Genomic DNA, 24,422 nt, shown 5'->3' on the forward strand with positions numbered 1-24,422 from the left:
CAGGTGGAGTGACTGGGAAAGCCTTGGTGGAAATCTTACTTCGGCGCCTGCGGCAGTTTCCTGGGGGAACAACAGAATCGACGTGTTTGCAAGAGGTCAGAATAATCGATTATATCATCTGTGGTGGAATGGATCCCGCTGGAGTTCATGGGAAGATCTTGGCGGGAGGCTGACTTCTGGTCCTGCTGTTTCATCCAGAATGGCAAATAGACTTGAAGTTTTTGCAAGAGGTTCTAACAATCAATTGATCACGAGATCCTGGAACGGATCCAGGTGGAGTGATTGGCAAAGCTTAGGTGGAAATATAACTTCCAAACCGACGGCAGTGTCTTGGGGGCCAAACAGGACGGATGTATTTGCCAGAGGGAGAAATAATGGAATGTGGCATATATACAGAAACTAAAATTTAGAATTCAAGTGTCAAATTGTTATTGTTTGACACTTGAATTCTACTGCTTTAATAATATTTATTTCACGGTGAAATTTCCACATCTTGATTTTGAAGCAGTTTTATTGTTAAAAGCAATACTACTTTTTCGGTAATTTTGTGAGAATCTTGAATAGCGTCAGTTTCAGTGATTTCTGAATTTATCAATTCGCAGAATACTTTTTCATTGAGGAATTGAGTCATCTTGAAATTCTGCTCTGGAGGATTTTGAGCTGTCTTTGCTTTATTTTGAGAAGAAGCTGGCTTAAATCTGGGAGGAGTTTTGAATTTAATTCTAGTAGCGCATTTAAAAGGTATTCTGACAGAAGCATATCTTAAAGTTTCTTTTTGGGTTGAGTTTCCTGAAATATATTCAATATTTTTTTTAACAAATCCATCTATGAATGCTATTCCTGTGCTGTATTTATGATTTTCAAAATCCGGGGTAAACTTAAACTTGTTTAAGTATACATCTTTCCCTATATCTTTGATTTCCAATATATTATCCTGCAGTTTGAGAGAAGATTGAAGTGAAATTGTCACTTTACATTCTGCTATTACTACCGGGACCTTTATGGTTACCGGAGCTGCAGTGACTTTGGAAATGTGTGGAATGTTTTCACATAGGGGCAGGGTTTCCGAATTGACGGTTACCTTACAATTTTCAGGTGTAATATCTTCAAAATCAACATCTTTTATGTTTAGATTAGTGTCCTTTTTAAAATTGTCTTTCCCTGACAGGTCTGTTTTTTTATTTCGGGGGAGGACATTTTCTGCATATTCCAGAATCTTGCCATTTTCAAATATCAGAAATTTTTTATAATGATTTTTTTCGCTGTCATCTCTCTTATTATGCTTTCTTCTGTGTCTATGACTGCTGTGTCTGTCTTTATTATGTTTTCTATGGTGATGTTTTTTGCCGTGACTCCCGACAGATGTGATTGAGGGGTATTTTATATCCATAACTATCCTCCTTTTTAAAATAATGTAAACTATATTTCAAAAAATAGATCCAAAACTTATTTTAAGCAAGCTTTGGATCCTCTGTATATCAATCGTCTAATTTACTAGTTTCCCTTTAATTATGATGCGGGTCAACTGGTTCACACGGAGTATATTTGGAATCAGAAGTATCATATTTTTGAGATGAATCTTCACAATATCTTTCAGAATCTCCCAGTGAATCAATTCTCACTTGTTGTTTTTGCAGAACCTTCAATGTCAAATCTATCACTATTTTTTCAGTGAATGTACGGAACTCCTGTTCCATAGGGCTTTCATAGAGTTTACCGTTTACTGGAATCGGACATTTGTGAATATCGACTTCAGTGATACATGACTTTACTAATTCACAGAAAGGTTTTTCATTGAATATTTCTGTAGTAGTGAAGTTCTGATCACAGGGATTACGTCCAATTATAGGATCTGCACAGACATCACAGCTTTTGAGATTATCTGTAAAATACTGCAGCTCCTGTGAATTAGGGTTGCTACAGAAAGAAGGCTTTCTGATGAATTTAATTCTTGTGGTACAATTAAAAGGTACCTTAACTGTACAATGTCTTATATCTCCGCATATATTTTTTTTGTCACTGCTTACACATTTTTCTGTTGCGTATTCAATATTTTTTCTCACAAAGCCGGATATATACAATATACCGGTATCGGATTTCTTATCCTGAGAGAAAGGTATAAGACGGCATTGGGTCAAATATACGTTCTTTTTAATACGTTTTATTTCTATGGCTTCTTTATCTAATGTGATGGTAGCTTCAACTGGAATTGTTATATTTGTTTCTGCCAATATAACTGGGATTTTAACAAACGTGTCCCCATCGGGAATTACATTTGGTTTTACACGTGATTGGTCACACATACCTTCAGTCTTAGCTGTGACAATTGCGCAGGATCTGTCTGTGCCTTGGGTGCAAGCTAAATTACTGGAAGTATTCTTTGCATAGATTTCATTTTCATGGCTTGATTTTGATTCATATACATCACTCATAGATAGTGTTATCCTCCTTTTTATCTAAGAAAATATGATTAGTAATTTTGATTATATCGGATTCTAATATATATTATTCATATTCATATTTTTTGTTACAAGGAGGAGAATATTATATATTTCCCAAACGCACTCTATTTAGATATTTTTCAGCTGTTTCCCGTGCCTCCAGCATAAACTTTATATCTGTAGGAGGTTTGCTTGCCTTATATTGTGGAAAATATCTGGTTAGGTGGAGAGGAATATTTTTATCTATGCTGCTTAAAAATCTTGCTATGGATTCCACTTCATCTATGTTGTCATTTTCACCTGTTACCAGTAAATTTGTTATTTCCACATGACAGATTTTTGATGCGATCCTTATAGTGTTGAGAACTGGATTTAAACTTCCACCACAGATGTCATTGTAATATTTGCTGCTGAAACCTTTTAGATCTATGTTCATAGCGTCTACATAGGGAATGAGTTTTTTTAGAGGCTCTTCATTTATATAACCGTTGGTTACGAGAACTACTGAAGATGATTGTTCCGTTTCCTTCAAAAGTTTTGCACAGTCATATACATATTCGTACCATATGGAGGGCTCATTATAGGTGAAAGCAATACCTATATTGTTTTTTACTGTCAATATTGCCTCTACTAGCTGTTTTGGTGAAAGAAACTGACTCCTTGCCCTGAACTGTGAAATACTGTAGTTCTGGCAGAAACTGCAGGTAAAATTACATCCGAAACTTCCTGCGGACAGTATATAAGTTGAGGGCTTAAAATAGTATAGAGGTTTTTTTTCTATGGGATCTAAAGCGATAGAAGTTATTTCACCATAGTTTATGGTAAATAGTTTTCCATTTTCATTAGTTCTCACTTTGCATTTTCCAAAATTGTTTTCATTTATGATGCAGTTGTGGGGACACAGACAGCAGTGGATCCTATTGCCGTTTAATTTTTCATAGAATTTAGCTTCTACTTTCATAAATATCACCTTACAACTATATTATTCTAAATGTCTTTCCACTTCAAATCTTTCTATCGTGTAATTTTCCTTTGAATCTATGTTTCCTTTCTTTAGGGCAATTGACAGCTGTTTATCTACAGTGTCTACGCCTTCTAAGTCAGGCAGGAGGACACCGGTTTTCCCTCTGCTTTCCACAATAACACCGTATTTTTTAGGATCCAGATCTTCCTTGCTGCAGATTTTGGGTGTTGTAAGTACATCTACGGAAAAACTTATGTCCATAAGCTCTGACTTATCCACCTGAATAAATCTTGGATCGTTGATGCCCGCCTCTATTGAATTCCTTATGATTTCCTCCGCCACTGAATCGGCGGTAGGGAGTAAAGTACCTATGCAGCCTCTTAACTCCCCGTATTTTTTTAATGATACAAATACGGCTCTTTTACTGCTTTTCATCTCGTAAGTTACATAATCGGGAAGTTTGGATATGGGTTTTCCAGTGGTTAAATAATTTGTCAAGTTTTCTCTGGCCAGACGTACATATGGATCCATGGAGCCTAATTTTTCTTCATATCTGTATTTCCTGCTTTTTTCTAAAATTTCAAGTTTGGAAGTATACTTTGAAGTAACATCAAATTTCATGACACCGTATCCTACGCCGAAGGGACCTTCGTAACTTAAAAGGTTGCCTTTGAATTTTTTGCCGTCAAGGGCTCCCAGAAGAATGAGCACAGAACGTCTTGCACATTCTCCAGCATCCTGTATCATATTTTTATCTATACTGAAAGTGTCCTCTACGCTTCCTTTTTTGAGGTCATTTAAAAATTCCCTGTCGAATTTTTCACCATTTGGACTATAACTATAAGGTCCTTCTTCCTTGAGTTTGTGAGACAGGTCCCCGCTTGCAATAAATACTGCGTTTCTACCTAGTTCATCTACAGATTTGCTTATTATCATGCCAAATTTGTAGAGCTCTATATCGTCTAATGGTGCATAGGTAATGTGAACAAGTTTATAATTTGTATAATTCTTATTTACAAAATAAAGTGGAACCATTGTCCCATGGTCTAAAACGACGGATCTGTGATACCTTAACAGCAGTGAACTGTCAGCCATTACGGCGGGAATTCTCTGTGATATTGAGGCCTGGTATATTTTATCTGTAAGTTCCCTGTCTATTGGAAGTTTCATGGAAACATCGCCTGCTCCAAAATCTTTGAAACTGCCATCCACGCTGTCGGAAAAGGTAAGCGCAAGGGCATCCCTGAACATGGTGGCATGCGGGGTAATTACTATAATGGTATCAGGCGACTTGTCCGCAATGTCCCTTGATATTTTCTTTAAACTGTCTATTGTATTGGCTATCTTGTTCTCCTCGCCTTTGCCTACTTCGGGAATTATTATAGGAGGATGCGGAGACAAGTAAAATCCATTTATACTCAATAAAATCACCTCCAGAATAATTGACTTAATTTAAATTAATAGAGTTTTTATAATAATACTACTACTTTTTGATAAATAGTTATAGACATATGGGAGATTTTTTAAAACTGCATCCCGCGGGCAAATTCTAAATTGAAATGTTCCTGTGCCCCCAGTTCGACATAGGTGACTTTACTTGCAATTCTATTTGCCCTTTTAAATTCACTTTCTGATAATAGGGCGAGTTTTGCACCGCTTCCTGCTGCATTTCCAACAAGTTTGATCTTAGATCCCAATTCTTTTGGAATAAGCCCTATTTCACAGGCACTGTGAGGGTCCATATAATTTCCAAAGGCTCCTGCCAGCAGTACTTCTTTAATGTCGTCTAAATTTATTCCAAGATTTTTTATGAGCATTTTAATACCAGCTGAAATCGCTCCTTTGGCTAACTGAAGTGAAGTTATGTCTTTTTGTGTTACAAGTATGGGATTGCCGTGGAAAGTTTCAGATTCAGGTACTATTAAAAAGGCATTTGCATTATTGTAACTTATTATGCGATCGCTATATTTTTTTGCTGAGGGATTGGTGAATTTGTCCGGCGATAATAATTTACCTCTTTTATTTACAAGGCCAACTTTTACAAATCCTGCAATGATATCTAAAAGTCCGGAGCCGCATATTCCCCGTGGTTTTTCATTACCAATAACTGTATAGGTCAATTCCCTTCTAAAATATACGTGATCTATAGCCCCATTTGCTCCTCTCATTCCACTGCTTATTTGAGCTCCTTCAAAAGCAGGACCTGCTGCAGCAGAGCAGGACACGAGTTTTTTAGAAGAACCTAGTACCATTTCGCCGTTGGTCCCTATGTCAACGGCTAATTTTATATCTTTGCTTTTGTCAATATCTGTAGCTAAAATTACAGCTGCTGTATCGGCCCCTACGAATCCTGCAATGGTGGGCAGGGCAAATACTCTTCCATTAGGATTTATATTTAATTTCAATTCTGATGCATCTAATCTTATGCTTTCATTTATTACGGGTACAAAAGGTACGGTGGCTATATATTTGGGGGTTAAACCCAGGAAGAGGTGATGCATGCAGGTATTGCCAACTACAGTTAAAATATATATGTCATCTTTTTTTGCATTTGATTTTTTACAAAGCTCGTTTATTAATTTGTTAAGTGCATTTAAAATGGTAGTCTGAAGCAGCTTTAATCCATTTTCATTTTGACTCGCATAAGCTGTACGTGAAATTACATCTGCGCCAAATTTGACCTGTGGATTAAGTAAGGAGGAGACAGCCAGTTCCCTGCCGGTATAAAGATCCATTAAGTATCCAACTACAGTGGTGGTACCGATATCAAAAGCTATACCGAGCATTTTATCATGTGTGTCTCCACTTTCTATTCCTAGAATTTCATTTTCATCCATTATTACAGTTATTTTATTATCGGCCCGGCGAATCATATCCGGTATCTGACGCAGAGTTGATATCCCTATTTTTATATTTTTGTATTTTGAATTTTTTAAAATAAGTTTTTCCTTTAAGCGGTTCAGATCAGATGTCTGATGCTTTAGAGAAGGAGGGTCAAGTTGTATAAAAAGTTTTTGAAAAAGGGGGGATATGGTGAAATCATTTTCAAGAGAAGACTGCAGTATATTATAATCTGCATTTTTTTTGACATTTAATTCTACAGTCATATTGCTGTGGATTTTTGTAAGACAAGCTAAGTGCAGTCCTTCTGAAAGTTCATTCTCACTGAAGTGTTCCACCTCTTTTTTAAGTACCTTGAGTTTAGGTTCTAAAACTTTTATGACACATTTTCCGCATTTGCCTATTCCGCCGCAGGGAAAATCAAAATCCAATCCTGATTTTACAATTGCATCCTTGAGGGTACTTCCTTCGGAAGCATAGACTTTACAATTCGCAGGCTTAAAGGTAATTTCATAGTTGTCCATAGATAACACCTTCTTTTTATTTGCTATATGAAAATAATAAACTATTATGTATTAAAATTAAAGATATAATTTATAAATAATAAGTCCTGTGTTATAATAGGGCTTAATGAAATTTATATTCCAGGGGTGATAATGTGCCAATAAAAATAAGAGATGATTTACCAGCTGCTGAAATTTTAAATAGGGAAAATATATTTGTGATGCCAGAGAATGAAGCATTTCATCAGGATATAAGGCCTCTTAAAATTGCAATTTTAAATCTCATGCCAATTAAGATTACTACGGAAGTGCAGCTGCTGAGACTTATAGGGAATACTGCACTTCAAATTGAAATTGAATTACTCCATCCCAAAACCCATATATGTAAAAATACTTCTGAAGAATATTTAACTACCTTTTATAAAACATTTGACGAAGTAAGAGATGAAAAGTTCGATGGATTGATAATTACGGGAGCTCCCGTAGAACGCCTGAAATTCGAACAGGTAAACTATTGGGAAGAACTTGAAGACATAATGGAATGGAGTATACACAACGTATACTCCACTTTACATATATGCTGGGGTGCACAGGCAGGACTGTATTATCATTATGGTATTCCAAAATATAATCTGGGGGAAAAGATGTTTGGAGTTTTTAAACACAAAGTTCTTCAGAAGGATATTAAATTAGTCAGAGGTTTTGACGATGAATTTTTTGCCCCCCATTCCAGGTATACTGAAGTTAGAAGAGATGACATCGAAAAAGTGGATGATTTGACTATAGTCGCAGAATCAAGAGAAGCGGGTATATATCTGGTTATGTCCAAGAATGGAAGACAGATTTTTATCATGGGACATTCCGAGTATGATCCTCTTACTTTAAAATCGGAATATTTGAGGGACAAGGCCAAGGGAAGCGATGTAAAGATCCCAAAACATTATTTTCCAGGCGATGACCCTAGAAGGGATCCGGTGGTGAGATGGAGGGGACATTCTAATTTACTGTTTTCAAACTGGCTTAATTATTATGTTTACCAGCAAACTCCGTATGATCTAGAGAAAATAGAACCTCTAAAAAAATTAGATAGAAATTATATAGGTTAGGAGGAAGCCGTTTATACTATGAATTTGAATGAAGATAAGTATATAAGAGAGGCAGCAGATTATATAGGTTCGAGTGTAAAATTAAATCCCGAAATAGGAATCATACTGGGTTCAGGGTTGGGAGATATGGCCAATGAAATTGATAACGCTGAAATTTGCAAGTATGATGACATACCCCATTTTCCCGTTTCTACGGTAAAGGGACATAAAAACCGCCTTGTTCTTGGAAGTCTTGAAGGCAGGACTGTAATTGCCATGCAGGGAAGGTTCCACTATTATGAAGGGTATTCAATGAAAGAAGTGGTCTTTCCCATCAGAGTTATGAAAATGATGGGTGTCAAGATCCTTATAGTTACCAATGCTTCAGGGGGTATAAACAAAAATTATAACAGGGGAGATCTTATGATTATAAAGGATCACATAAATCTATCGGGCCAGAATCCACTCATAGGAGAAAATTTAAAAAAGTTTGGTCCCAGATTTCCGGACATGTCGGAGGCTTATGATATAGGACTTAGGAAAATAGCTAGGAAGTCAGCACAAAAGCTGGGAATTTCTTTCCAGGAAGGAGTATATGTTTATATGACAGGTCCCAGCTATGAAACTCCGGCTGAAGTCAATATGCTGGGAATATTGGGAGGGGATGCAGTGGGAATGTCTACAGTTCCCGAGGTAATTACAGCTAATCAAAGTGGTATAAAAGTTTTGGGGATATCCTGCATCACTAATATGGCAGCAGGAATATTGGATAACAAGCTCAATCATGAAGAGGTTATAAAAACCTCTGCTTCTATTGGCAGGAAGTTCATGGATTTTATCAGAGGAATAATTAGGACATTATAATATATACCGCCACCAAATTGCAGTTGTTTTGGTGACGGCTGTTTTCTTGCCGTAGATTATTGCTGAAACATATGTTGAGTTCATGTTATTTTTGGAGCAGTTTCCGATCCTTGGTATTTACCTCTGCAATATGATGAAGCACTAATTTTATGGCTATTATGTCATCCAAGTATTTGAAGGGGGACAGATAATTTGGAGTAATATCTGTGGAAAGTATAAAATATAAAAGTCCACTTCCAAGTAAAGCGCGAATTTCTTTTGAGGAAGTGTCATTACAGAACTTTTCATACATCTGTTTTAATTCGTCTATGAATAATCCGCTTTCATTTACAGTATCTATCTTATTTTTGAAATTGTTTTGGATGATGTTTTTGCCCTTTTCCGTAATGGCATATTTTTTGTATTCTTCTAGTTTCTCTTCTATTTTATGTAGATCATAGCGGTAGTTTTGTAAATTCGAAAACTTTAAGATGTCCATGTCACTATACACTTTTTATTCACTCCTTAATTTATTTGACAATTATTTCGTAATAGTAGATCATATGCTTTAAAATTATGAATGATATACAAAATGCTGGAATTATTTTAACAGCTTATGTTTGCAATTTAAATATGCCGATGTTACAATAGAAGAAAAATTCTATCAAAAGGATGGCCAAGGATGGGTGAAAAGGTTTATAAAGGTAACAGGGCAATGATTTTAACCGTGACTTTTACATCTATTGTAATTTGTGTGATAGCAGGAAACCATCTATTTTACGCTCTTTCCATCAGCGTGTTTTTTTCATCGTGGATGTTTATAAGAGACGGATTTACTTTTAAAGAACTTTTTATTATGGTAAAAAACAGTCTTGTTGAATGTAAAGAGTTGTTTATTTTGATTATTTTGGTGGGCATGACTATTCCAGTATGGTTTTCTTCCGGGATTATACCAACTATGATGTTTTACGGGTTTAATTGCTTTATAGGAAAGAATTTAATATTTGCAGCTTTTATATTTACGTCCATAGTCTCAGTCTTTATCGGATCTTCTATTGCGGCAATAAGTACTGTCGGAATTGCACTTATAGGATTGTGTAAAGTATTTCATGGACCGGATTATATTTTGCTTGGAGCAGTTGTTTCAGGAGCATTTTTAGCGGATAAGCTTTCCCCGATTTCGGCACTGTTGAATCTGACACTGTCAATTACAAAAGTATCTTACAGGGAAGCTCTAATTTCCATGTCCAGGACATTTTTCCCCGCCTATATATTTGCAGCTGCACTTTATTTTTATATTGGAAGAAATTTTACTGCATTTGGTGGAAACTTAAATAATTTTAAAAGCTCCATTTCGGGGAATTTTTTTGTATCTCCACTGCTTTTACTGGTGTTGATTGCCATATTCATAATGTGTTTTTTGGGGATGGGAGTGATTAAATCCATTTCTTTGGGATTGATTTCAGGAGTGTTCATAACAGTGCTTTTACAAAAAATATCCATTATAGAAACTTTTAAATATATCTTTTTGGGTTATAGAGGAAATACCGGCTCTCAAGAGCTAGACAGAATATTAACCGGTGGAGGAATTGAATCTGTAATTGGTATAATTTTTATAATAACTATGGCCATTGCTCTCGGCAGTATATTTAAAAACACCGGCTTTATAAATCCGATAGTGGATAAAATAATTCACAATGTTAGGGGAAAAGGGGGGCTTATTGTAAGAACTGGGTTCATAAGTGGTATATTGACTGTACTGTGTGATCAAAGTGTAGGTGTTATAATGCCCGGTGAACTCTTGAAAAACAAATATGAAGAATTAAAAATTCCAAATTCTGTTTTATCGAGGACAATATCGGATACCGGAATTATTATGGCCCCCCTTATACCATGGAATGGAAATTCCCTGTTTATTCTGGCTCTTACAGGTGTGTCTTCTGTTAAATATTCTCCCTACGCGTTCTTATGTTATCTATTGCCTGCAGTTACCTTGCTTTCGGGAATATTTTATGAAAAATTGTCTTCATTGAAATTAAAAAAATAGCAGGTTACTTTGCAATTAAAATAGGAATGGACAATTTGTGCTTTATTTTGTCTGTTATTGTGCCAAATAACAGATCTGATATTCCATGGTGCCCGTGACTGCCAAATATGATTAGATCGGCATGGTGTTTTGCAACAATTTCAACAATGGATTTTTCTGCCTTGCCGTACCCTATTTCTGTAGTGACATTTTGAAAACCGAGTGTTTTTAATTTTTTTGCATACATGTTGAGTCTTTCACTGTCCTGTTTGCTTTCAATATCATCTGCCTTTCCACCATAAATGCTTGCACCTACGCTTTCAACTATGTGAATTAGTATCAGATTGCAGTCTTTATTGCAGAAATTTACCGTTTGGGACAGTACATCTCTGTCATTTTTACTGAAGTCGAGGGCTAATGCAATATTGTTATAGGGTCTTATTTTCTCTATTTCAGGGAAAAGTACACTGCCGTGTATGTCCACTGCAGCTTTATTTTCTGATTTGTTGACTATTGGCTCCAGTATTATATAAATAAGTAATATTCCAAGCAGTATACAGATTGACATAGACAGATATTTTGTGTATTTTAAATTGTTTTTTGATAGCCATGATGCAAATACTTCGATAACCAGCCTGATGTTCAAGTATATTATCAAGGCAGATAGGAACCATGCTGTTATCTGTGATTTTTTGGAAATAACAAAATCTTTCATCAGGTTTCTGCTGCTGACAAAATGTATGAGTGGAATTAAGGCAAAGGCCAGTTGAAGACTTAGTATTACCTGGCTTATTATGAGGAGCTCCCCTGTGGCTGAATCACCAAAATACAATATGGTTAAAATTGATGGTATTATTGCAAGTATTCTTGTAATGAGCCTTCTTACCCAGGGCTGTACTCTGAGATGGATGAAACCTTCCATTACTATTTGGCCTGCGTAAGTGCCCGTTATGGTTGAAGATTGTCCGGCAGCAATCAGGGCAATTCCAAATAAGATGGGAGCCAAGGTACTTCCAAGGACGGGTTCCAATAGTTTGTGGGCTTTTAAAATATCGTCTACACCGTAGTTGCCACTTCTGTGGAATACTGAAGCAGCCAGTATAAGTATTGCTGCATTTACGAGAAAAGCCAGATTTAATGCTACCAGCGAATCTATGTTGTTGAATTTGACAGCCTGCTTTAAGCCATTTTTCGTCCTCTCTATATTTCTTGTCTGCACAATTGAAGAATGAAGATAGAGATTGTGCGGCATTATTGTAGCTCCTATTATTCCTATAGCTATAAAAAGTGCATCTTTACCTGGAAGAGTTGGTATAAAGCCTAGGACTATTCCATGGTAATCTGGTTTTGATATTATGATTTCCATAAAAAAACTTATACCTATTATTGCAATTAGACTTATGATAAAGGCTTCTATTTTTCTGATGCCGAATCTGTCCAGAAAAAGGAGGAGCAATGTGTCAAATCCAGTTATGATTACACCGTATATAATGGGAAGTTTGAATATAAGGTTGAGACCTATTGCCGTACCGAGGACTTCTGCAATGTCTGTTGATACAATTGCAATTTCACATAGGATCCAGAGTATGTAATTTACAAATTTGTTATAATGACTTCTGCATGCCTGAGCTAAATCCTTGCCGGTTACAATACCGAGCCTTGCACACAGTGTCTGAAAAAAAATTGCCATTATATTGGATATAAGTATTACCCATATCAGTTTATAGCCGAATTTACTGCCGGCTGCAATATCTGTGGCCCAGTTGCCAGGATCCATGTATCCCACACTTACAAGATATGCAGGGCCTATGAAAGCCATTAGTTTTTTATAAAAGCTTTTTCCCTTGGGAATTTTGATTAAATTATTGTTTTCTTCCATGAACTTGCCTCCTAAGATAAAGAGTGAATTTTAAAATATACCATGTATTATTATAATAGCATTTATCATATTTTGCACCGTTAAATTTAATAAAATACGGACAAGAGTTCATGGAAGCTGTATTTTTCAGTTGCAGAATAAGAAATCCTTGGATATAATAATATGTAGATGATTTTAATTGTGGAGGTGTATATTATTAATAAAAATAAAAACAATAATTTAAATGAACAGATTAGAGCAGATAAAATTAGATTGGTGGGAGAGAATAGGAGTATGATTTTAAAGACCAAGGAAGCCTTGAAAATGGCCAGGGAAAAGGATATGGACCTGGTAATGGTTTCACCTAAGGCAAAGCCGCCTGTTTGTAAAATCATGAATTACAGCAAATTTCTCTATGAACAATCTAAGAAAACAAAAATGGCTCGGAAAAATCAAAAAATTGTGGAGATGAAGGAAATTAGGTTAAGTGCTACTATTGAGATGAATGATATAGAAGTCAAAGCCAATAATGCAAGAAAATTTTTGAATAAAGGCAATAAAGTAAAGGTTTCTATAAGATTCAGAGGGAGGCAAAATAACTATACCAATCTAGGTAGAAATGTAATGAATGTATTTGTAAGCAAAGTAGGAGAAATCGCGTCCATGGAAAAAGCACCTAAATTGGAGGGAAACAATATGTTTATGATTTTGGCCCCTAAAAAGAAGTAGTGCCCTTTAAATATATAGATTATATGGAATATTTTAAGAGTCTTGGACAAATCCAGGACTCTTTTTTATATCCCAGAAACTTCAGCATTTCTATTTACAAAAGCATATTTGTGTATTATAATTAACACATAAATGATATTGAATATCATTATCGTATATTAATGACATTCAATATCTAATGCTAATATATTCATTTAGCTTTACATAAACAATTATTTACTAAAAGTCAAAGTTACCATGTCCGATAAAATTGATAAGATTGTGACCAATAGAATCCTGGCCCTACCTATTTTTGTGGGTATCATGTTTTTAGTTTATTATATTTCCATTTCGACAGTGGGAGGTGCCATGACCGACTGGGTAAATGACAATTTATTCGGAGATTTTGTACCCAATAATGTTCAGTGGATTTTAAACAGCTTAGGAACTGCCGACTGGTTGAATTCATTTATTCTAGATGGTATTATCGCCGGAGTAGGTGCAGTGCTCGGATTTGTACCTCAGATGGCAATGTTGTTTTTGTGTCTTGCCATACTGGAGGACTGCGGTTATATGTCGCGTATTGCCTTCATAATGGACAGACTGTTTAGAAGATTTGGACTTTCAGGGAAATCTTTTATTCCAATTCTAATTGGAACGGGCTGCGGCGTACCCGGGATCATGTCAACCAGAACCATTGAAAATGAAAAGGATAGAAGGATGACTATTATCGTAACTACTTTTATTCCCTGCAGTGCTAAGATTCCAATTATTGCACTTATTTCAGGTGCACTTTTCCATGGAGCTGCATGGGTTGCAACATCTGCATATTTTGTTGGAATTGCCGCAATTATTATTTCAGGTATTATTCTTAAAAAAACGAAGCTCTTTTCGGGAGATCCGGCGCCTTTCATAATGGAGCTTCCACCTTATCACGTACCAGGCGTAAGAGGTGTTTTGACACATATGTGGGAACGCTGCAAGGCATTTATAAAAAAAGCCGGTACTGTAATACTTCTTGCCACAGTGCTCGTCTGGTTCCTGAGCTCCTTTAACTGGAGGATGCAGGCAGTTGACATGGAACAGTCCATACTTGCCAGCCTGGGTCATGTGATTGCACCTATATTTGCCCCGCTTGGATGGGATAATTGGAAAGCGGCAGTAGCTTCCATAACCGGGCTGATGGCAAAGGAAAATGTAGTTGGAACTTTCGGGATACTTTATGGATTTTCTGAAGTTGCTGAAAATGGCGCACAGATGTGGGGAAGCCTCCAGTCATCATTCTCTTTGCTTGGCGGGTATTCCCTTTTGATTTTCAATCTGCTGTGTGCTCCTTGCTTTGCTGCAATGGGTGCAGTTCGTACGGAGATGAACTCAAGAAAATGGACATCTTTTTCAATAGGATATCAGTGTGTGTTTGCATATATTATATCCTTGATTATATTTCAGATTGGCTCATTTGTTACAGGAAAGGGATTTGGAATTGGCACGGCAGTAGCTATTCTCTTGATTGTCGGACTTCTTTATCTGCTGTTTAGAAAGCCTTACAGTGAAAGGCATGCCAATCAGTTTAGGGGAGACTCTATAAGAGAAAAAGAGGTGGTATAATGTGTCAACGGTTATAGTTTCGATAGTATTGTTTAGCATCATTGGATTTTCTGCATATAAGACCTATAGAGCTCATAAAAAAGGCGGCGGATGCAGCTGCGGCTGCTCTAGCTGCCCTGGATGCAGCAGCAAACCTATAAATAAGTAGGCAAGATAAAAGGGACATCGAGTTGATTTCGGTGTCCCTTTTATTATAAATTATCTTCAAAATATTTTTTCGATTCCAGGTATAATACCTTTATGAATTTCTTGACATTTATATGAATTGGGGTGCTTGAAGGAGTATTTTTCTGTAATTCAAGCATTTTTTTTCTAACTTCGGTAAAATCAAAATACTCGGCGGCATATTTTTCAAATTTTGGATTGGAATAATCGGTTAGTCCCAGAGAAGCTATATAATTTAATGCCTGCATAACTGCCCTTCTTATTCTTTGCTGAGATGCCCTGACTTCTTTTTTTATAATTGGAACATTTGATTTTTCACCTAATTTCTCCTCTGCGGCGTGTGTAAACAATTCCTTGAGGGGTGGAAAGAATTTTTCAGATGGTATATGATTTTCACGGCTGTATATATATTTTACCATGGATATCAGATCATTGCTGCCGCTTTCACCTATTATTCCCAATTTGCTCAAAATGGATGCACTGTATTCTGCAATAGTTTTGCTTTCCGGAATTTTATTTTGAGTACCTGTTTTCAGAAAGTTTATTGTATCCTGGATATGATTTATAGATTTTTCAAGTTTTATATTTGAAATAACTCTTTTTATTACTTCCACCACTTCAATTCTGTTTAAAGGTTTGGTTATATAATACTGCACCCCCAGGGAATAAGCTTTGCCTATCATTTCCTTGTCCTCTACCTGTGAGATCATTATGAATTTTCCTTTAAAAGATGAACTGAGTTCACTCATAATTTGTAGGCCGTCTTTAATTGGCATTAAAAGATCTATTATCAATACATGTATATTCTTGGAATTCAAAAGACTGCTTTTTATTGAAATCCCATTTTTTGCTTCACCTACTACATTTCCCAAGTTGTTATCTTCTATAATTTCTCTTAGCATTGAACGGATGGCATCGTCGTCATCTACAATAAAAAAATTCATTTTCTCACTTCCTTTTTCATTAAGCTTTTTAAGGGAATTTCAATAGTGAAAATAGTTTCACTGCAGTTGCCTTCACTGTTTAAAAGTACCCTGCCATTTAAATTTGCAACTGTGTTTTTTACATAAGAGAGGCCTATGCCAGTAGAAGGTTCTCCAAATTCATTGTATTTTGTCGTATATCCCGGTTTGAAGATGAGTTCCCGCTTTTTTTCCGGTATTCCGGTACCATTGTCCTTTATTTTAAATACCATTGAATCGTATTTTCTGTATATGCTGATTTTTATAATACCGGTTTTTTCTATGGCTTCAACTGAATTTGACACCAAATTGTTTATAATCGACATCACAGTATAGCTGTGAAGTTCAGGTATATTTGAAGATATATCCTTGAAAAATTCAATTTGTTTTCCGAGTGATAGAGAATATTTTTTATTTGTTTCAACTATTATATCGGCAATCTCACTTATATCCATATAATCTTTCGAATCCTCAGAGGAAATCATTTTAGAAAGACCTGCGTATATTCTCTGGTTGTCTTTTTTTATTTCATGTACCTGACCTGCAATTTCCAGTAATTTTTGTGACAATTTTTTCGGATCAAATTTGGAAAGGTGGTTGTGCTGAAGGCTTTCATATAGATTATAACAATTTTTTGTAATATTTTCAGCGTAGGATAATGAATTTTTCAATTGAAGGGATTCGGCATATAAATTTGATATTAACAAAAGCATGTATCTGTTTTTTTCTTCTTTTCGTCTGGCGAAATCCTTAACCTGATTTAATTCTACTATATTGAAAAATCCAAGAACAAAGAAACTTCTGACAGTGGAAATAATACATATTAGACCCAGAGTAAATATGGAGATCGGGTTTTTCAGCACTAAAAACCTTATTAAAAGTTCCACAATGGAAGAGGAAATATCTGTAAAAGTGGCAAGTATTCCTATTAAAATTGGATTATTGTGAAAGCTGTTGACTTTCGTAATATATAGTAAATATGAAAAAACAAGATAATAAAAAAAAGCCGGAAAATGTAATAAAAAATCACTGTAAAATTGAAACCCACTTTTAAAAATAAAATCAATTGTAATTCTAAATATAACAGTAGATGCTCCAATGACTATTCCATATAAAACTAGGGGTATCTTCTTTACCCACAGCAGAAAAAATAAAAATACTGCAGAGCTAAAGCTTATACGGAAGGTGTCATGAAATGGGTAAAATTTCAGCTCGCTTATTATCGGCAGTGAAAATGCCATTAGAATTAGAATATATAAGTCATTTTTTACATTTGCACTGTTTCTCAAGTAGATATTCACCTCTTTGATATATCTTTGGAATATAAAATATTATAACATAAAAATGTGATTGATATTTGGAGAACATGAAATAATATGTGATATTGTATTCATTAATTATAAAATTATAAAAATTTTTGTGTATATTGAAGTATAATATTATATTTTTTTGTATACTGTCGTGTAATATATAGCATGTAATATATAACAAAGAAATGTTTTTCAAAAAACTTGTATGGTTTTGACAAGAAGCTGGGGGGAAATTTAAATGAAGAAAAGGCTTAAAGGTGGACTGGCCACTCAAATTCTCATAGGTCTTGTTCTTGGAGTGGTAGTTGGAGCCGTGTTCTATGGAAATCCAAATGTGAGCAAGATTTTACAGCCCTTTGGGACTATATTTATAAGGCTGATCAAGATGATAGTTATTCCAATTGTAGTGTCCTGCCTTATAGTAGGTGTTGCCGGGGTGGGTGATTTGAAAAAGATAGGTGTTCTTGCATTGAAGACAATAGTGTATTTTGAGGTCATGACTACTATTGCCTTGATTGTGGGAATTATAATTGGAAATGTATTTCATCCGGGCACGGGAGTTGACATGAGTTCACTTTCCAAAACAAGTATCAGCAGTTATGTGGATACTGCCAAAAAAGCTACCAATAAGGGATTTGTGGATACTATAATCAATATAGTTCCAAGCAATATTGCAGAGTCTCTAAGCAAGGGAGACATGCTTCCTATCATATTCTTTTCCGTTATGTTCGGACTTGGCATTTCTTCTATTGGAGAAAAGGGCAAGCCTTTGTTGAAATTTTTTCAAGGTACGGCGGATGCCATGTTCTGGGTAACGAACACAATTATGAAAACCGCTCCTATTGGTGTATTTGCACTTATTGGGGTTACTGTATGTAACTTCGGGCTTAAATCACTTTTACCTCTTGGAAAATTAATGCTGGTGGTTTATTCAGCCATGATTCTGTTTATATTGATATTTATGGGCATAGCGGCAAAAATTGTAGGTAACAGTATATTTAAATTGATAAGGATATTAAAAGACGAAATTATCCTTGCTTTTAGTACAGCCAGTTCGGAGGCAGTTCTTCCTAGAATAATGAAAAAAATGCAGAAATATGGGTGCCCGGATGCCATAGTTTCCTTTGTAATTCCAACAGGCTATACATTCAACTTGGACGGTTCCACTCTATATGAGTCCATTGCGGCTTTATTTATAGCACAGCTCTATGGAATACATCTTTCAATTGGAGCCCAGATAAGTTTGATAGTGGTGCTTATGATAACTTCGAAAGGCATAGCGGGCGTACCTGGAGCTTCTTTTGTAGTTTTGCTGGCCACATTGGGTGCGGTAGGTCTTCCCGCAGAAGGGCTTGCTTTTATAGCTGGAATTGATCGTCTTTTGGACATGGCCCGAACTGTGGTAAATGTTTTGGGAAATTCTCTTGCAAGTATATTTGTTTCCAATTGGGAGCATAAATATGACAGTGAAAAAGGGGATAATTACTATAAGAGTATTTTAAATGACAAAATAACCGCCTAAAAGATATAAAAGTGGGAATAAGAAAATTTGGTTCTCACTTTTATATCTTTTTGTTATAGATGAGTATTTGATGATAATTTATATGAATCGGCATATCGATTATATCTATGATACAATATTGTTGTAAAATAAATAGTTTAAAGATTTTAGAGGAGTAGGAAAATGTGCTGTGTTACTTTTTTGAATAAAAATATGAAGACTTATGTAAAAAAAGGTACAAGACTTTTGGACTGTATAAGGGAAGCAGGTCTTAATGTGGAAACTTTTTGCGGTGGTTCTGGAAAATGTGGAAAGTGCAAGATTATGGCCTTTGGTAAACTGAGTCCTAAGACTGTGGAGGAATATGATCTGGCAAAGGGGGAAAATGTCAGATTGTCTTGTATGGCCAAAATTGAGGGTGACGTAAGTGTTAGACTCTTTCAAAAGGGAAGTGGTTTGAAAACTGTAAATAGGGGATATTGTAAAAATGTAGAGATTAAAAGTGAATTTAAAAAAATTTCAATAACTTCTATTTCTGATTATGAAGTAAATGATTTGGAGGTTTTAAAAAAATTGGGGCTGTTGAAGAAAAAGGGTTCAGATAAAATTGAGGGAATTTTGTTTAAGAATGTTCTGCTGGATGTAGGTGAACGTTTGGGAAATATTTTAGGGGCTGCTGTGGATATAGGAACTACTGGTATATCTGCTTATCTGATAGATTTGGAAGATGGACGGGTGTTAAAAAGAGTTTCGGGGTTGAATCCACAGACGAAATATGGGGGAGATGTGATTTCAAGGATAAATTATTCCATGGAAAATGAAGGCGGAAGTGAAGTCTTAAGCAGGTGTATAAGAGAAAAAATCGATTACATGATTGGAGAGCTTGTAGGTAAAAATTATAAAAGGAATGAAATCTACAGGGTTTCAATAGCTGCTAATACTACGATGCTTCATTTGTTTTTAGGAGTCAAAGCCGATTCAATAGCTGTGTTTCCCTATAAAGCCGTATTTTTGAATATGCTGAATTTAAAGGCAGGAGAGCTTGATATACATATAAACGGGCGGGGATTTGTGACAGTTCTCCCCTCGGCTTCGCCATATATAGGTGCAGATATAATCTCGGGAATTGTAGCTGTGGATTTTTATAGGAAAACTGCCCCGTCCTTATTCATAGATATTGGGACCAATGGAGAAATAGTTGCTGTATATGGCGGAAAAATGGTAGCTTGTTCCACAGCTGCAGGGCCGGCACTTGAGGGGATGAATATCGACTGTGGAATGAGGGCCGAACAGGGTGCCATAGATAATTTCAATATAAATGAGAATTATGGGATAAATTACACTACTATAGGGAATAAAGAGGCATCGGGAATTTGTGGCAGTGCACTCTTGGACATCGGGGCAGCTTTTTTGGAAAGGGGTATAATAACTAAAACCGGTAGATTTAACAGGACGCTTCCGGAAAAAATCAGAGACAGGCTTTCTGGAAAAAAATTCTATATAACAGACAGAGTATTTATATCCCAGAGAGACATAAGACAAATTCAGCTGGCAAAAGGGGCCATATGTTCGGGCATGGAAATGCTTTTAAAAGAAATGGACATAGATATAAAGAATATAGAGGAAATAGTTATAGCAGGTGCTTTTGGTTATCATATTAATGCAGAGAGCATAAAGAAAATAGGACTTATTCCAAAGGGATTTAGAGGAAACATAAGCTTTGTGGGAAACTCCTCTGTAGAAGGTGCAAGAATGGCCATCGTAAATAAAGACAAGCTTCATAAAATGAATGAAATAAGAAAGAGTATAGATGTAGTGGAGCTGTCTTTAAAAGATGATTTCCAGGACTATTTTATAAAAGCATTGAATTTTTAGAAATTTTGGGGGTGGTTTTATGGAATATACCATTGATTTTAAATGTGTGAATGATAATTATGACGACATAACTGAAGAAGCAGTACAAAAGAGCGGTGTCAGCTTTCCAGAAGTACACTACAGCGGTGAAGACATGGCCAAACTTGCGAAGGCTGTAAGGATATGCGATAGAGATACTATGTCCATGGTTCCCTTTTGTATGACTGTAGAGGCAGAGGCCTTCGGGGCGGACATAAAAATGGGCGATATGAAAAAAGGACCCAGAGTTTCAAATTATGTATTTAAAAATATGGAGGATTTTGAAAAGATAAAACCTATTGATTTAAATAAAGGAAGGATTAGCCAGGTATTGAAGGCTGTAAAAATTTTAAGCAGCAGCGGGGAAAAAACTGCATTGGCTGTCCAGGGACCTTTTACCATAATGAGTTCATTGACAGATCCGAGAACATTTTATAAAGCTATTAGAAAAGATAAAACTTTGGTAGATGACTTTATGGAGGTGATCATAGACGGTATAGTTGCCTTTGCGGAAGCTGGAATTAAAAGTGGGGCAAATATAATTTCATTTGGCGATTCAGCAGGAACTTTAGATATATTGGGACCCAGGGTATATAAAAATTACAGCGGAAGATATAGTTATGAAGTTTTGAAAAGATTATATCCCAAATTACAAGGTGCAATTGTACATTTCTGCGGCATTACTTCAAGTTCCATGGACAATGGAGGATTTGTAACATCACAGCCTGTTGAGGTTGAAAATGGAATTACCTATGGAGAGGCGCTCAATTACATAATAGAAAATAGGAAGGATATAAAAATAGTAGGACATAATTGTATGAGAAAAACTTCAGTTAAAATGAAAGAACCTATAATTTGGAAGATAAATTTATAATAAATAGATTTAAGGGAGAGGATATGAATGAGCATTAAAGAAGACTTATTAAAGGAACTGTCAAATTCTGTAGTGGATATGGAGGAAGAAAAGGCGGTAAAAGCATCCCAAAAATGGGTGCAGGAGGGCTTAAAAGCTTATGATGCCATAGACAAGGGGTTATCTGACGGCATGAACAGGGCAGGAATTTTATACGAGCAGGAGGAGTACTATATACCGGAACTTTTGATGTGTTCAGATGCCATGTATGCAGGTCTTGGTGTATTGAGACCGCACCTTGATAAAAATGAGGAAAATAATAAACATAAAGTTGTAATAGGAGTTGTAGAGGGAGATACACATGATATAGGTAAAAACCTTGTAAAGATAATGATGGAAACCGAGGGGTTTGAAGTTATAGATTTGGGAAGGGATGTACCACCTGCGGATTTTGTAAGTAAAACAAAAGAGGTTGGGGCTGATATAATAGCTTTATCCACTCTTATGACCACCACTATGGACGGTATGGATCAAGTTATAAAATTGTTGAAAAGTGAAGGTATAAGGGACAAAGTAAAGGTCATGGTAGGTGGAGGACCTATTTCGCAGAGTTTTGCAGACAAAATAGGAGCTGATATATATACTACGGATGCATCAAAGGCTGCTAAGACAGCAAGAAAATTGTTTGAATCAAAATCTTCCCTGTCAAAAGGCGGTGTTTTAAGTGAAAGATAAAATGACTCCCAAAGAGAGAGCTGAAGCCCTGGCGAAGGGAGAAGAAGTTGACAGGCTGCCCTGCAATCCAAATATAGCAAATGGAGTTGCCCGTGTCTATGGCTGCAGGATATCTGACTTCAATACAAGTGGAAAAGCTATAGCTGAAGCCCAGATAGCTTCTTACAGGAGATTTGGCATGGACAGTGTAAGGGTATTTACCGATCTTTATGTTTGGGCTGAAGCCATGGGGGCAAAACTGGTGCTCCCTGAGGATAATACAGCAGATTTGCTCGAGCCGGCTATAGAGGATGTTAAAGATATAGATAAGCTTAGAGTAGCAAACCCATATAAAGACGGTAGGCTTCCGGTTTTTATAGAAGCCATGAAATACCTGGTAGATGAGATTGGAGAAGAAGTTCCCTGTTCAGGCGGCATAGTTGGTCCTTTTTCAAATGCTTTCTTTTTAATAGGAGTGGATAAAATGACCAGACTTTTGTTGAAAAATCCCGAGGCAGTGCATAAATTATGCAGGATATCTCTTGAAAACTGTATAGAATATACCAAAATTATTATAGAAAACGGTCTCACGCCGACTATATCGGAGCCTTTGGCTTCCTGCACCGTGGTAAATCCAAAACATTTTAGAGAATTTTGTGCACCGTATTTGAGGGAACTTGTTGGATTTATAAAATCAAAGGGCTCTGGCTGTATACTTCATATATGTGGAAATACGAAAAAGATATGGAATGATGTTGGAGATATGGCAGAGGATGGAGTTACGGGTTTTAGCATGGACAATGTAGTGAGTCTTGCAGAATGTAGTGAAACTATTGGAGACAGGATGAAGATACTTGGGAATGTAGATCCCTCCGGTATAATGTATGCAGGGACTAAAAAGGATATAAGAAATGCAGTTGTAGAAGCTGTAAAAGAAGGGTACAATACTTCGAAAGGTTATGTGGTTATGTCCGGATGCAGCCTTCCGGTGGAGACACCTTTTGAGAATATACAAACTATGATGGATACTGTCAGAGAGATAGGTTATCCTGTAGATGAGGAAAAATTGGAAAATATGAAGGTAAAGTAGGTGTTTTTTATATGTTGACTCCAAAAAAACGTTTGAAAATGGTTTTAGAAGGACATAAAGTTGACAGACCGCCTTGTATATGTCCTGGTGGAATGATGAATATGGCAATTAGTGAAATTATGGATTTAACTGGATACAGCTGGCCGAGAGCACATATAGATGAAAAGTACATGGCAGGACTTGCAGCCGGAATTTACAAATACGGAGGATTTGAAAATGTTGGAGTTCCATTTTGTATGACTGTAGAGGCGGAAGCTATGGGAGCGAAAGTCTCATTGGGCGGCAAGATAAATGAACCTAGGATTGTCGGATATCCCATAAATTCAGTAGAAGATTGGCATAAGTTGAGGGATATAGATATAAACAGCGGGAGACCTAAAGTGGTCTTGGAGGCCATAAAGATTCTGAAGGAAAAGAATTTGCCTGTACCTATCATGGCAAATTTGACAGGTCCGGTAAGTGTTGCCTCTTCTCTAGTAGAACCTGAAATATTTTTTAGAGAAATTATCAGAAAAAAAGACAAAGCTCATGAATTTATGGAATTTATCGTAGATAATCTTGTGAAATTCGGGAGGGCACAGCTTGAAGCCGGTGCAGATTTACTTACCATATCGGATCCCAGCGGTACAGGAGAAATAATGGGTCCTAAAAATTTCAGAAATTTTACGCTTCCCTATTTGAACAAAATTGTAGATTCCTTGAAAAAATACACTGAATATGGCATCATAGTACATATATGCGGCAAATTGAAAAGTATATACTCTGAGTTAAATGAACTTCACAGCAATGCTGTAAGTTTTGATTCGATTACAAGTATAAAGCAGATGTGCAGCAATGTAAAAGATAAAGCCATAATGGGAAATATGAGTACATTTTCTCTTGAAAACGCGAGACCGGAGGATATCAGGAAAATGTGTTTTAATTGTATCAAATCGGGAGTGGATATACTGTCACCTGCTTGCGGAATAGGGCCTAGAACGCCCCTTGTAAATATAAAAGCTATGGTGAAAACTGCAAAGGATTTTAAGGAGCTGTATACTATATAAGTGAAATCTTT

Annotated in this window: 21 protein-coding genes and 1 pseudogene; 13 read left to right on the forward strand and 9 right to left on the reverse strand. The window is 36.1% G+C overall.

The window, feature by feature from the left end; translation table 11 throughout:
* Nucleotides 1-403 (forward strand): DUF8189 domain-containing protein (locus AB8S09_RS03620; protein ID WP_502064902.1); only part of this gene is annotated, 403 nt, incomplete at its 5' end.
* 69 nt (nucleotides 404-472) lie between these two features.
* On the opposite strand, the gene AB8S09_RS03625 is transcribed toward AB8S09_RS03620, so the two are convergent.
* From AB8S09_RS03625 to AB8S09_RS03645, 5 genes are all read right to left on the reverse strand, one after another.
* A complete protein-coding gene (locus tag AB8S09_RS03625) occupies nucleotides 473-1,390 on the reverse strand; it encodes a DUF7852 domain-containing protein (protein ID WP_369868501.1) in 918 nt (305 codons plus the stop codon).
* A 115-nt stretch (nucleotides 1,391-1,505) separates the two neighbouring features.
* Complete coding sequence (locus AB8S09_RS03630; RefSeq protein WP_294182103.1) at nucleotides 1,506-2,432, reverse strand: CsxC family protein; 927 nt, start codon at nucleotides 2,430-2,432, stop codon at nucleotides 1,506-1,508.
* A 112-nt stretch (nucleotides 2,433-2,544) separates the two neighbouring features.
* The gene (gene amrS / locus AB8S09_RS03635) at nucleotides 2,545-3,402 is read right to left on the reverse strand and encodes an AmmeMemoRadiSam system radical SAM enzyme (protein WP_294182102.1); all 858 of its coding nucleotides are present in this window, start codon (nucleotides 3,400-3,402) and stop codon (nucleotides 2,545-2,547) included.
* 21 nt (nucleotides 3,403-3,423) lie between these two features.
* On the reverse strand, nucleotides 3,424-4,827 hold the full coding sequence (gene amrA, locus AB8S09_RS03640; protein WP_369868502.1) for an AmmeMemoRadiSam system protein A: 1,404 nt from the start codon (nucleotides 4,825-4,827) through the stop codon (nucleotides 3,424-3,426).
* 101 nt (nucleotides 4,828-4,928) lie between these two features.
* Entirely contained in the window at nucleotides 4,929-6,770 is a 1,842-nt protein-coding gene (locus tag AB8S09_RS03645; RefSeq protein WP_369868503.1) for an ASKHA domain-containing protein, read from the reverse strand.
* Between the two features lie 134 nt (nucleotides 6,771-6,904).
* Between AB8S09_RS03645 and metA the strand changes: the two genes are divergently transcribed.
* Nucleotides 6,905-7,855, forward strand: coding sequence for a homoserine O-acetyltransferase MetA (gene metA, locus AB8S09_RS03650; RefSeq protein WP_294182099.1), 951 nt, complete (start codon nucleotides 6,905-6,907; stop codon nucleotides 7,853-7,855).
* Between the two features lie 18 nt (nucleotides 7,856-7,873).
* On the forward strand, nucleotides 7,874-8,698 hold the full coding sequence (locus tag AB8S09_RS03655) for a purine-nucleoside phosphorylase (RefSeq protein ID WP_294182098.1): 825 nt from the start codon (nucleotides 7,874-7,876) through the stop codon (nucleotides 8,696-8,698).
* A gap of 85 nt (nucleotides 8,699-8,783) precedes the next feature.
* On the opposite strand, the gene AB8S09_RS03660 is transcribed toward AB8S09_RS03655, so the two are convergent.
* Nucleotides 8,784-9,188, reverse strand: coding sequence for a YkvA family protein (locus AB8S09_RS03660; protein ID WP_294182097.1), 405 nt, complete (start codon nucleotides 9,186-9,188; stop codon nucleotides 8,784-8,786).
* 171 nt (nucleotides 9,189-9,359) lie between these two features.
* Here AB8S09_RS03660 and AB8S09_RS03665 point away from each other — a divergent pair, with 171 nt between their 5' ends.
* A complete protein-coding gene (locus tag AB8S09_RS03665; protein WP_294182096.1) occupies nucleotides 9,360-10,724 on the forward strand; it encodes a Na+/H+ antiporter NhaC family protein in 1,365 nt (454 codons plus the stop codon).
* Nucleotides 10,725-10,728: 4 nt separating this feature from the next.
* Here AB8S09_RS03665 and AB8S09_RS03670 read toward each other — a convergent pair whose 3' ends face one another.
* Nucleotides 10,729-12,582 carry an Nramp family divalent metal transporter gene (locus tag AB8S09_RS03670; protein ID WP_369868504.1) on the reverse strand — a complete coding sequence of 618 codons (1,854 nt, stop codon included), beginning with the start codon at nucleotides 12,580-12,582 and terminating at the stop codon, nucleotides 10,729-10,731.
* A 186-nt stretch (nucleotides 12,583-12,768) separates the two neighbouring features.
* On the opposite strand from AB8S09_RS03670, the gene infC reads away from it, so the two are divergent.
* The 3 genes and pseudogenes from infC (at nucleotide 12,769) to AB8S09_RS03685 (ending at nucleotide 15,025) form a co-directional block, all read left to right on the forward strand.
* A complete protein-coding gene (gene infC / locus AB8S09_RS03675; protein WP_294182115.1) occupies nucleotides 12,769-13,290 on the forward strand; it encodes a translation initiation factor IF-3 in 522 nt (173 codons plus the stop codon).
* A gap of 222 nt (nucleotides 13,291-13,512) precedes the next feature.
* Nucleotides 13,513-14,877: pseudogene (gene feoB, locus AB8S09_RS03680) on the forward strand (ferrous iron transport protein B); the annotation flags it as partial.
* Between the two features lies 1 nt (nucleotide 14,878).
* Nucleotides 14,879-15,025 carry a FeoB-associated Cys-rich membrane protein gene (locus AB8S09_RS03685; protein WP_294182091.1) on the forward strand — a complete coding sequence of 49 codons (147 nt, stop codon included), beginning with the start codon at nucleotides 14,879-14,881 and terminating at the stop codon, nucleotides 15,023-15,025.
* A gap of 43 nt (nucleotides 15,026-15,068) precedes the next feature.
* Here the strand turns inward: AB8S09_RS03685 and AB8S09_RS03690 are convergent, their stop codons facing one another.
* A complete protein-coding gene (locus AB8S09_RS03690) occupies nucleotides 15,069-15,986 on the reverse strand; it encodes a response regulator (RefSeq protein ID WP_294182090.1) in 918 nt (305 codons plus the stop codon).
* On the reverse strand, nucleotides 15,983-17,293 hold the full coding sequence (locus AB8S09_RS03695; RefSeq protein ID WP_294182089.1) for a sensor histidine kinase: 1,311 nt from the start codon (nucleotides 17,291-17,293) through the stop codon (nucleotides 15,983-15,985). Before AB8S09_RS03695 ends, AB8S09_RS03690 begins: the two co-directional genes overlap by 4 nt.
* Before the next feature lie 259 nt (nucleotides 17,294-17,552).
* Between AB8S09_RS03695 and AB8S09_RS03700 the strand changes: the two genes are divergently transcribed.
* The 6 genes from AB8S09_RS03700 (at nucleotide 17,553) to AB8S09_RS03725 (ending at nucleotide 24,411) form a co-directional block, all read left to right on the forward strand.
* Complete coding sequence (locus AB8S09_RS03700; RefSeq protein ID WP_369868505.1) at nucleotides 17,553-18,836, forward strand: cation:dicarboxylate symporter family transporter; 1,284 nt, start codon at nucleotides 17,553-17,555, stop codon at nucleotides 18,834-18,836.
* Between the two features lie 180 nt (nucleotides 18,837-19,016).
* Nucleotides 19,017-20,690 (forward strand): ASKHA domain-containing protein, encoded by a 1,674-nt coding sequence (locus AB8S09_RS03705; protein ID WP_369868506.1) that lies wholly within the window; start codon nucleotides 19,017-19,019, stop codon nucleotides 20,688-20,690.
* 19 nt (nucleotides 20,691-20,709) lie between these two features.
* The gene (locus tag AB8S09_RS03710; protein WP_294182086.1) at nucleotides 20,710-21,582 is read left to right on the forward strand and encodes a uroporphyrinogen decarboxylase family protein; all 873 of its coding nucleotides are present in this window, start codon (nucleotides 20,710-20,712) and stop codon (nucleotides 21,580-21,582) included.
* Between the two features lie 27 nt (nucleotides 21,583-21,609).
* A complete protein-coding gene (locus tag AB8S09_RS03715; protein ID WP_294182085.1) occupies nucleotides 21,610-22,296 on the forward strand; it encodes a corrinoid protein in 687 nt (228 codons plus the stop codon).
* Entirely contained in the window at nucleotides 22,286-23,365 is a 1,080-nt protein-coding gene (locus AB8S09_RS03720) for a uroporphyrinogen decarboxylase family protein (protein ID WP_294182084.1), read from the forward strand. Before AB8S09_RS03715 ends, AB8S09_RS03720 begins: the two co-directional genes overlap by 11 nt.
* 11 nt (nucleotides 23,366-23,376) lie before the next feature.
* Nucleotides 23,377-24,411 carry a methylcobamide:CoM methyltransferase MtbA gene (locus AB8S09_RS03725; protein WP_369868507.1) on the forward strand — a complete coding sequence of 345 codons (1,035 nt, stop codon included), beginning with the start codon at nucleotides 23,377-23,379 and terminating at the stop codon, nucleotides 24,409-24,411.
* The last annotated feature ends 11 nt before the right edge of the window (nucleotides 24,412-24,422 follow it).

It is taken from the genome of Clostridium lapidicellarium, assembly GCF_041224415.1.
Classification (GTDB): domain Bacteria; phylum Bacillota; class Clostridia; order Clostridiales; family Clostridiaceae; genus Clostridium_B; species Clostridium_B lapidicellarium.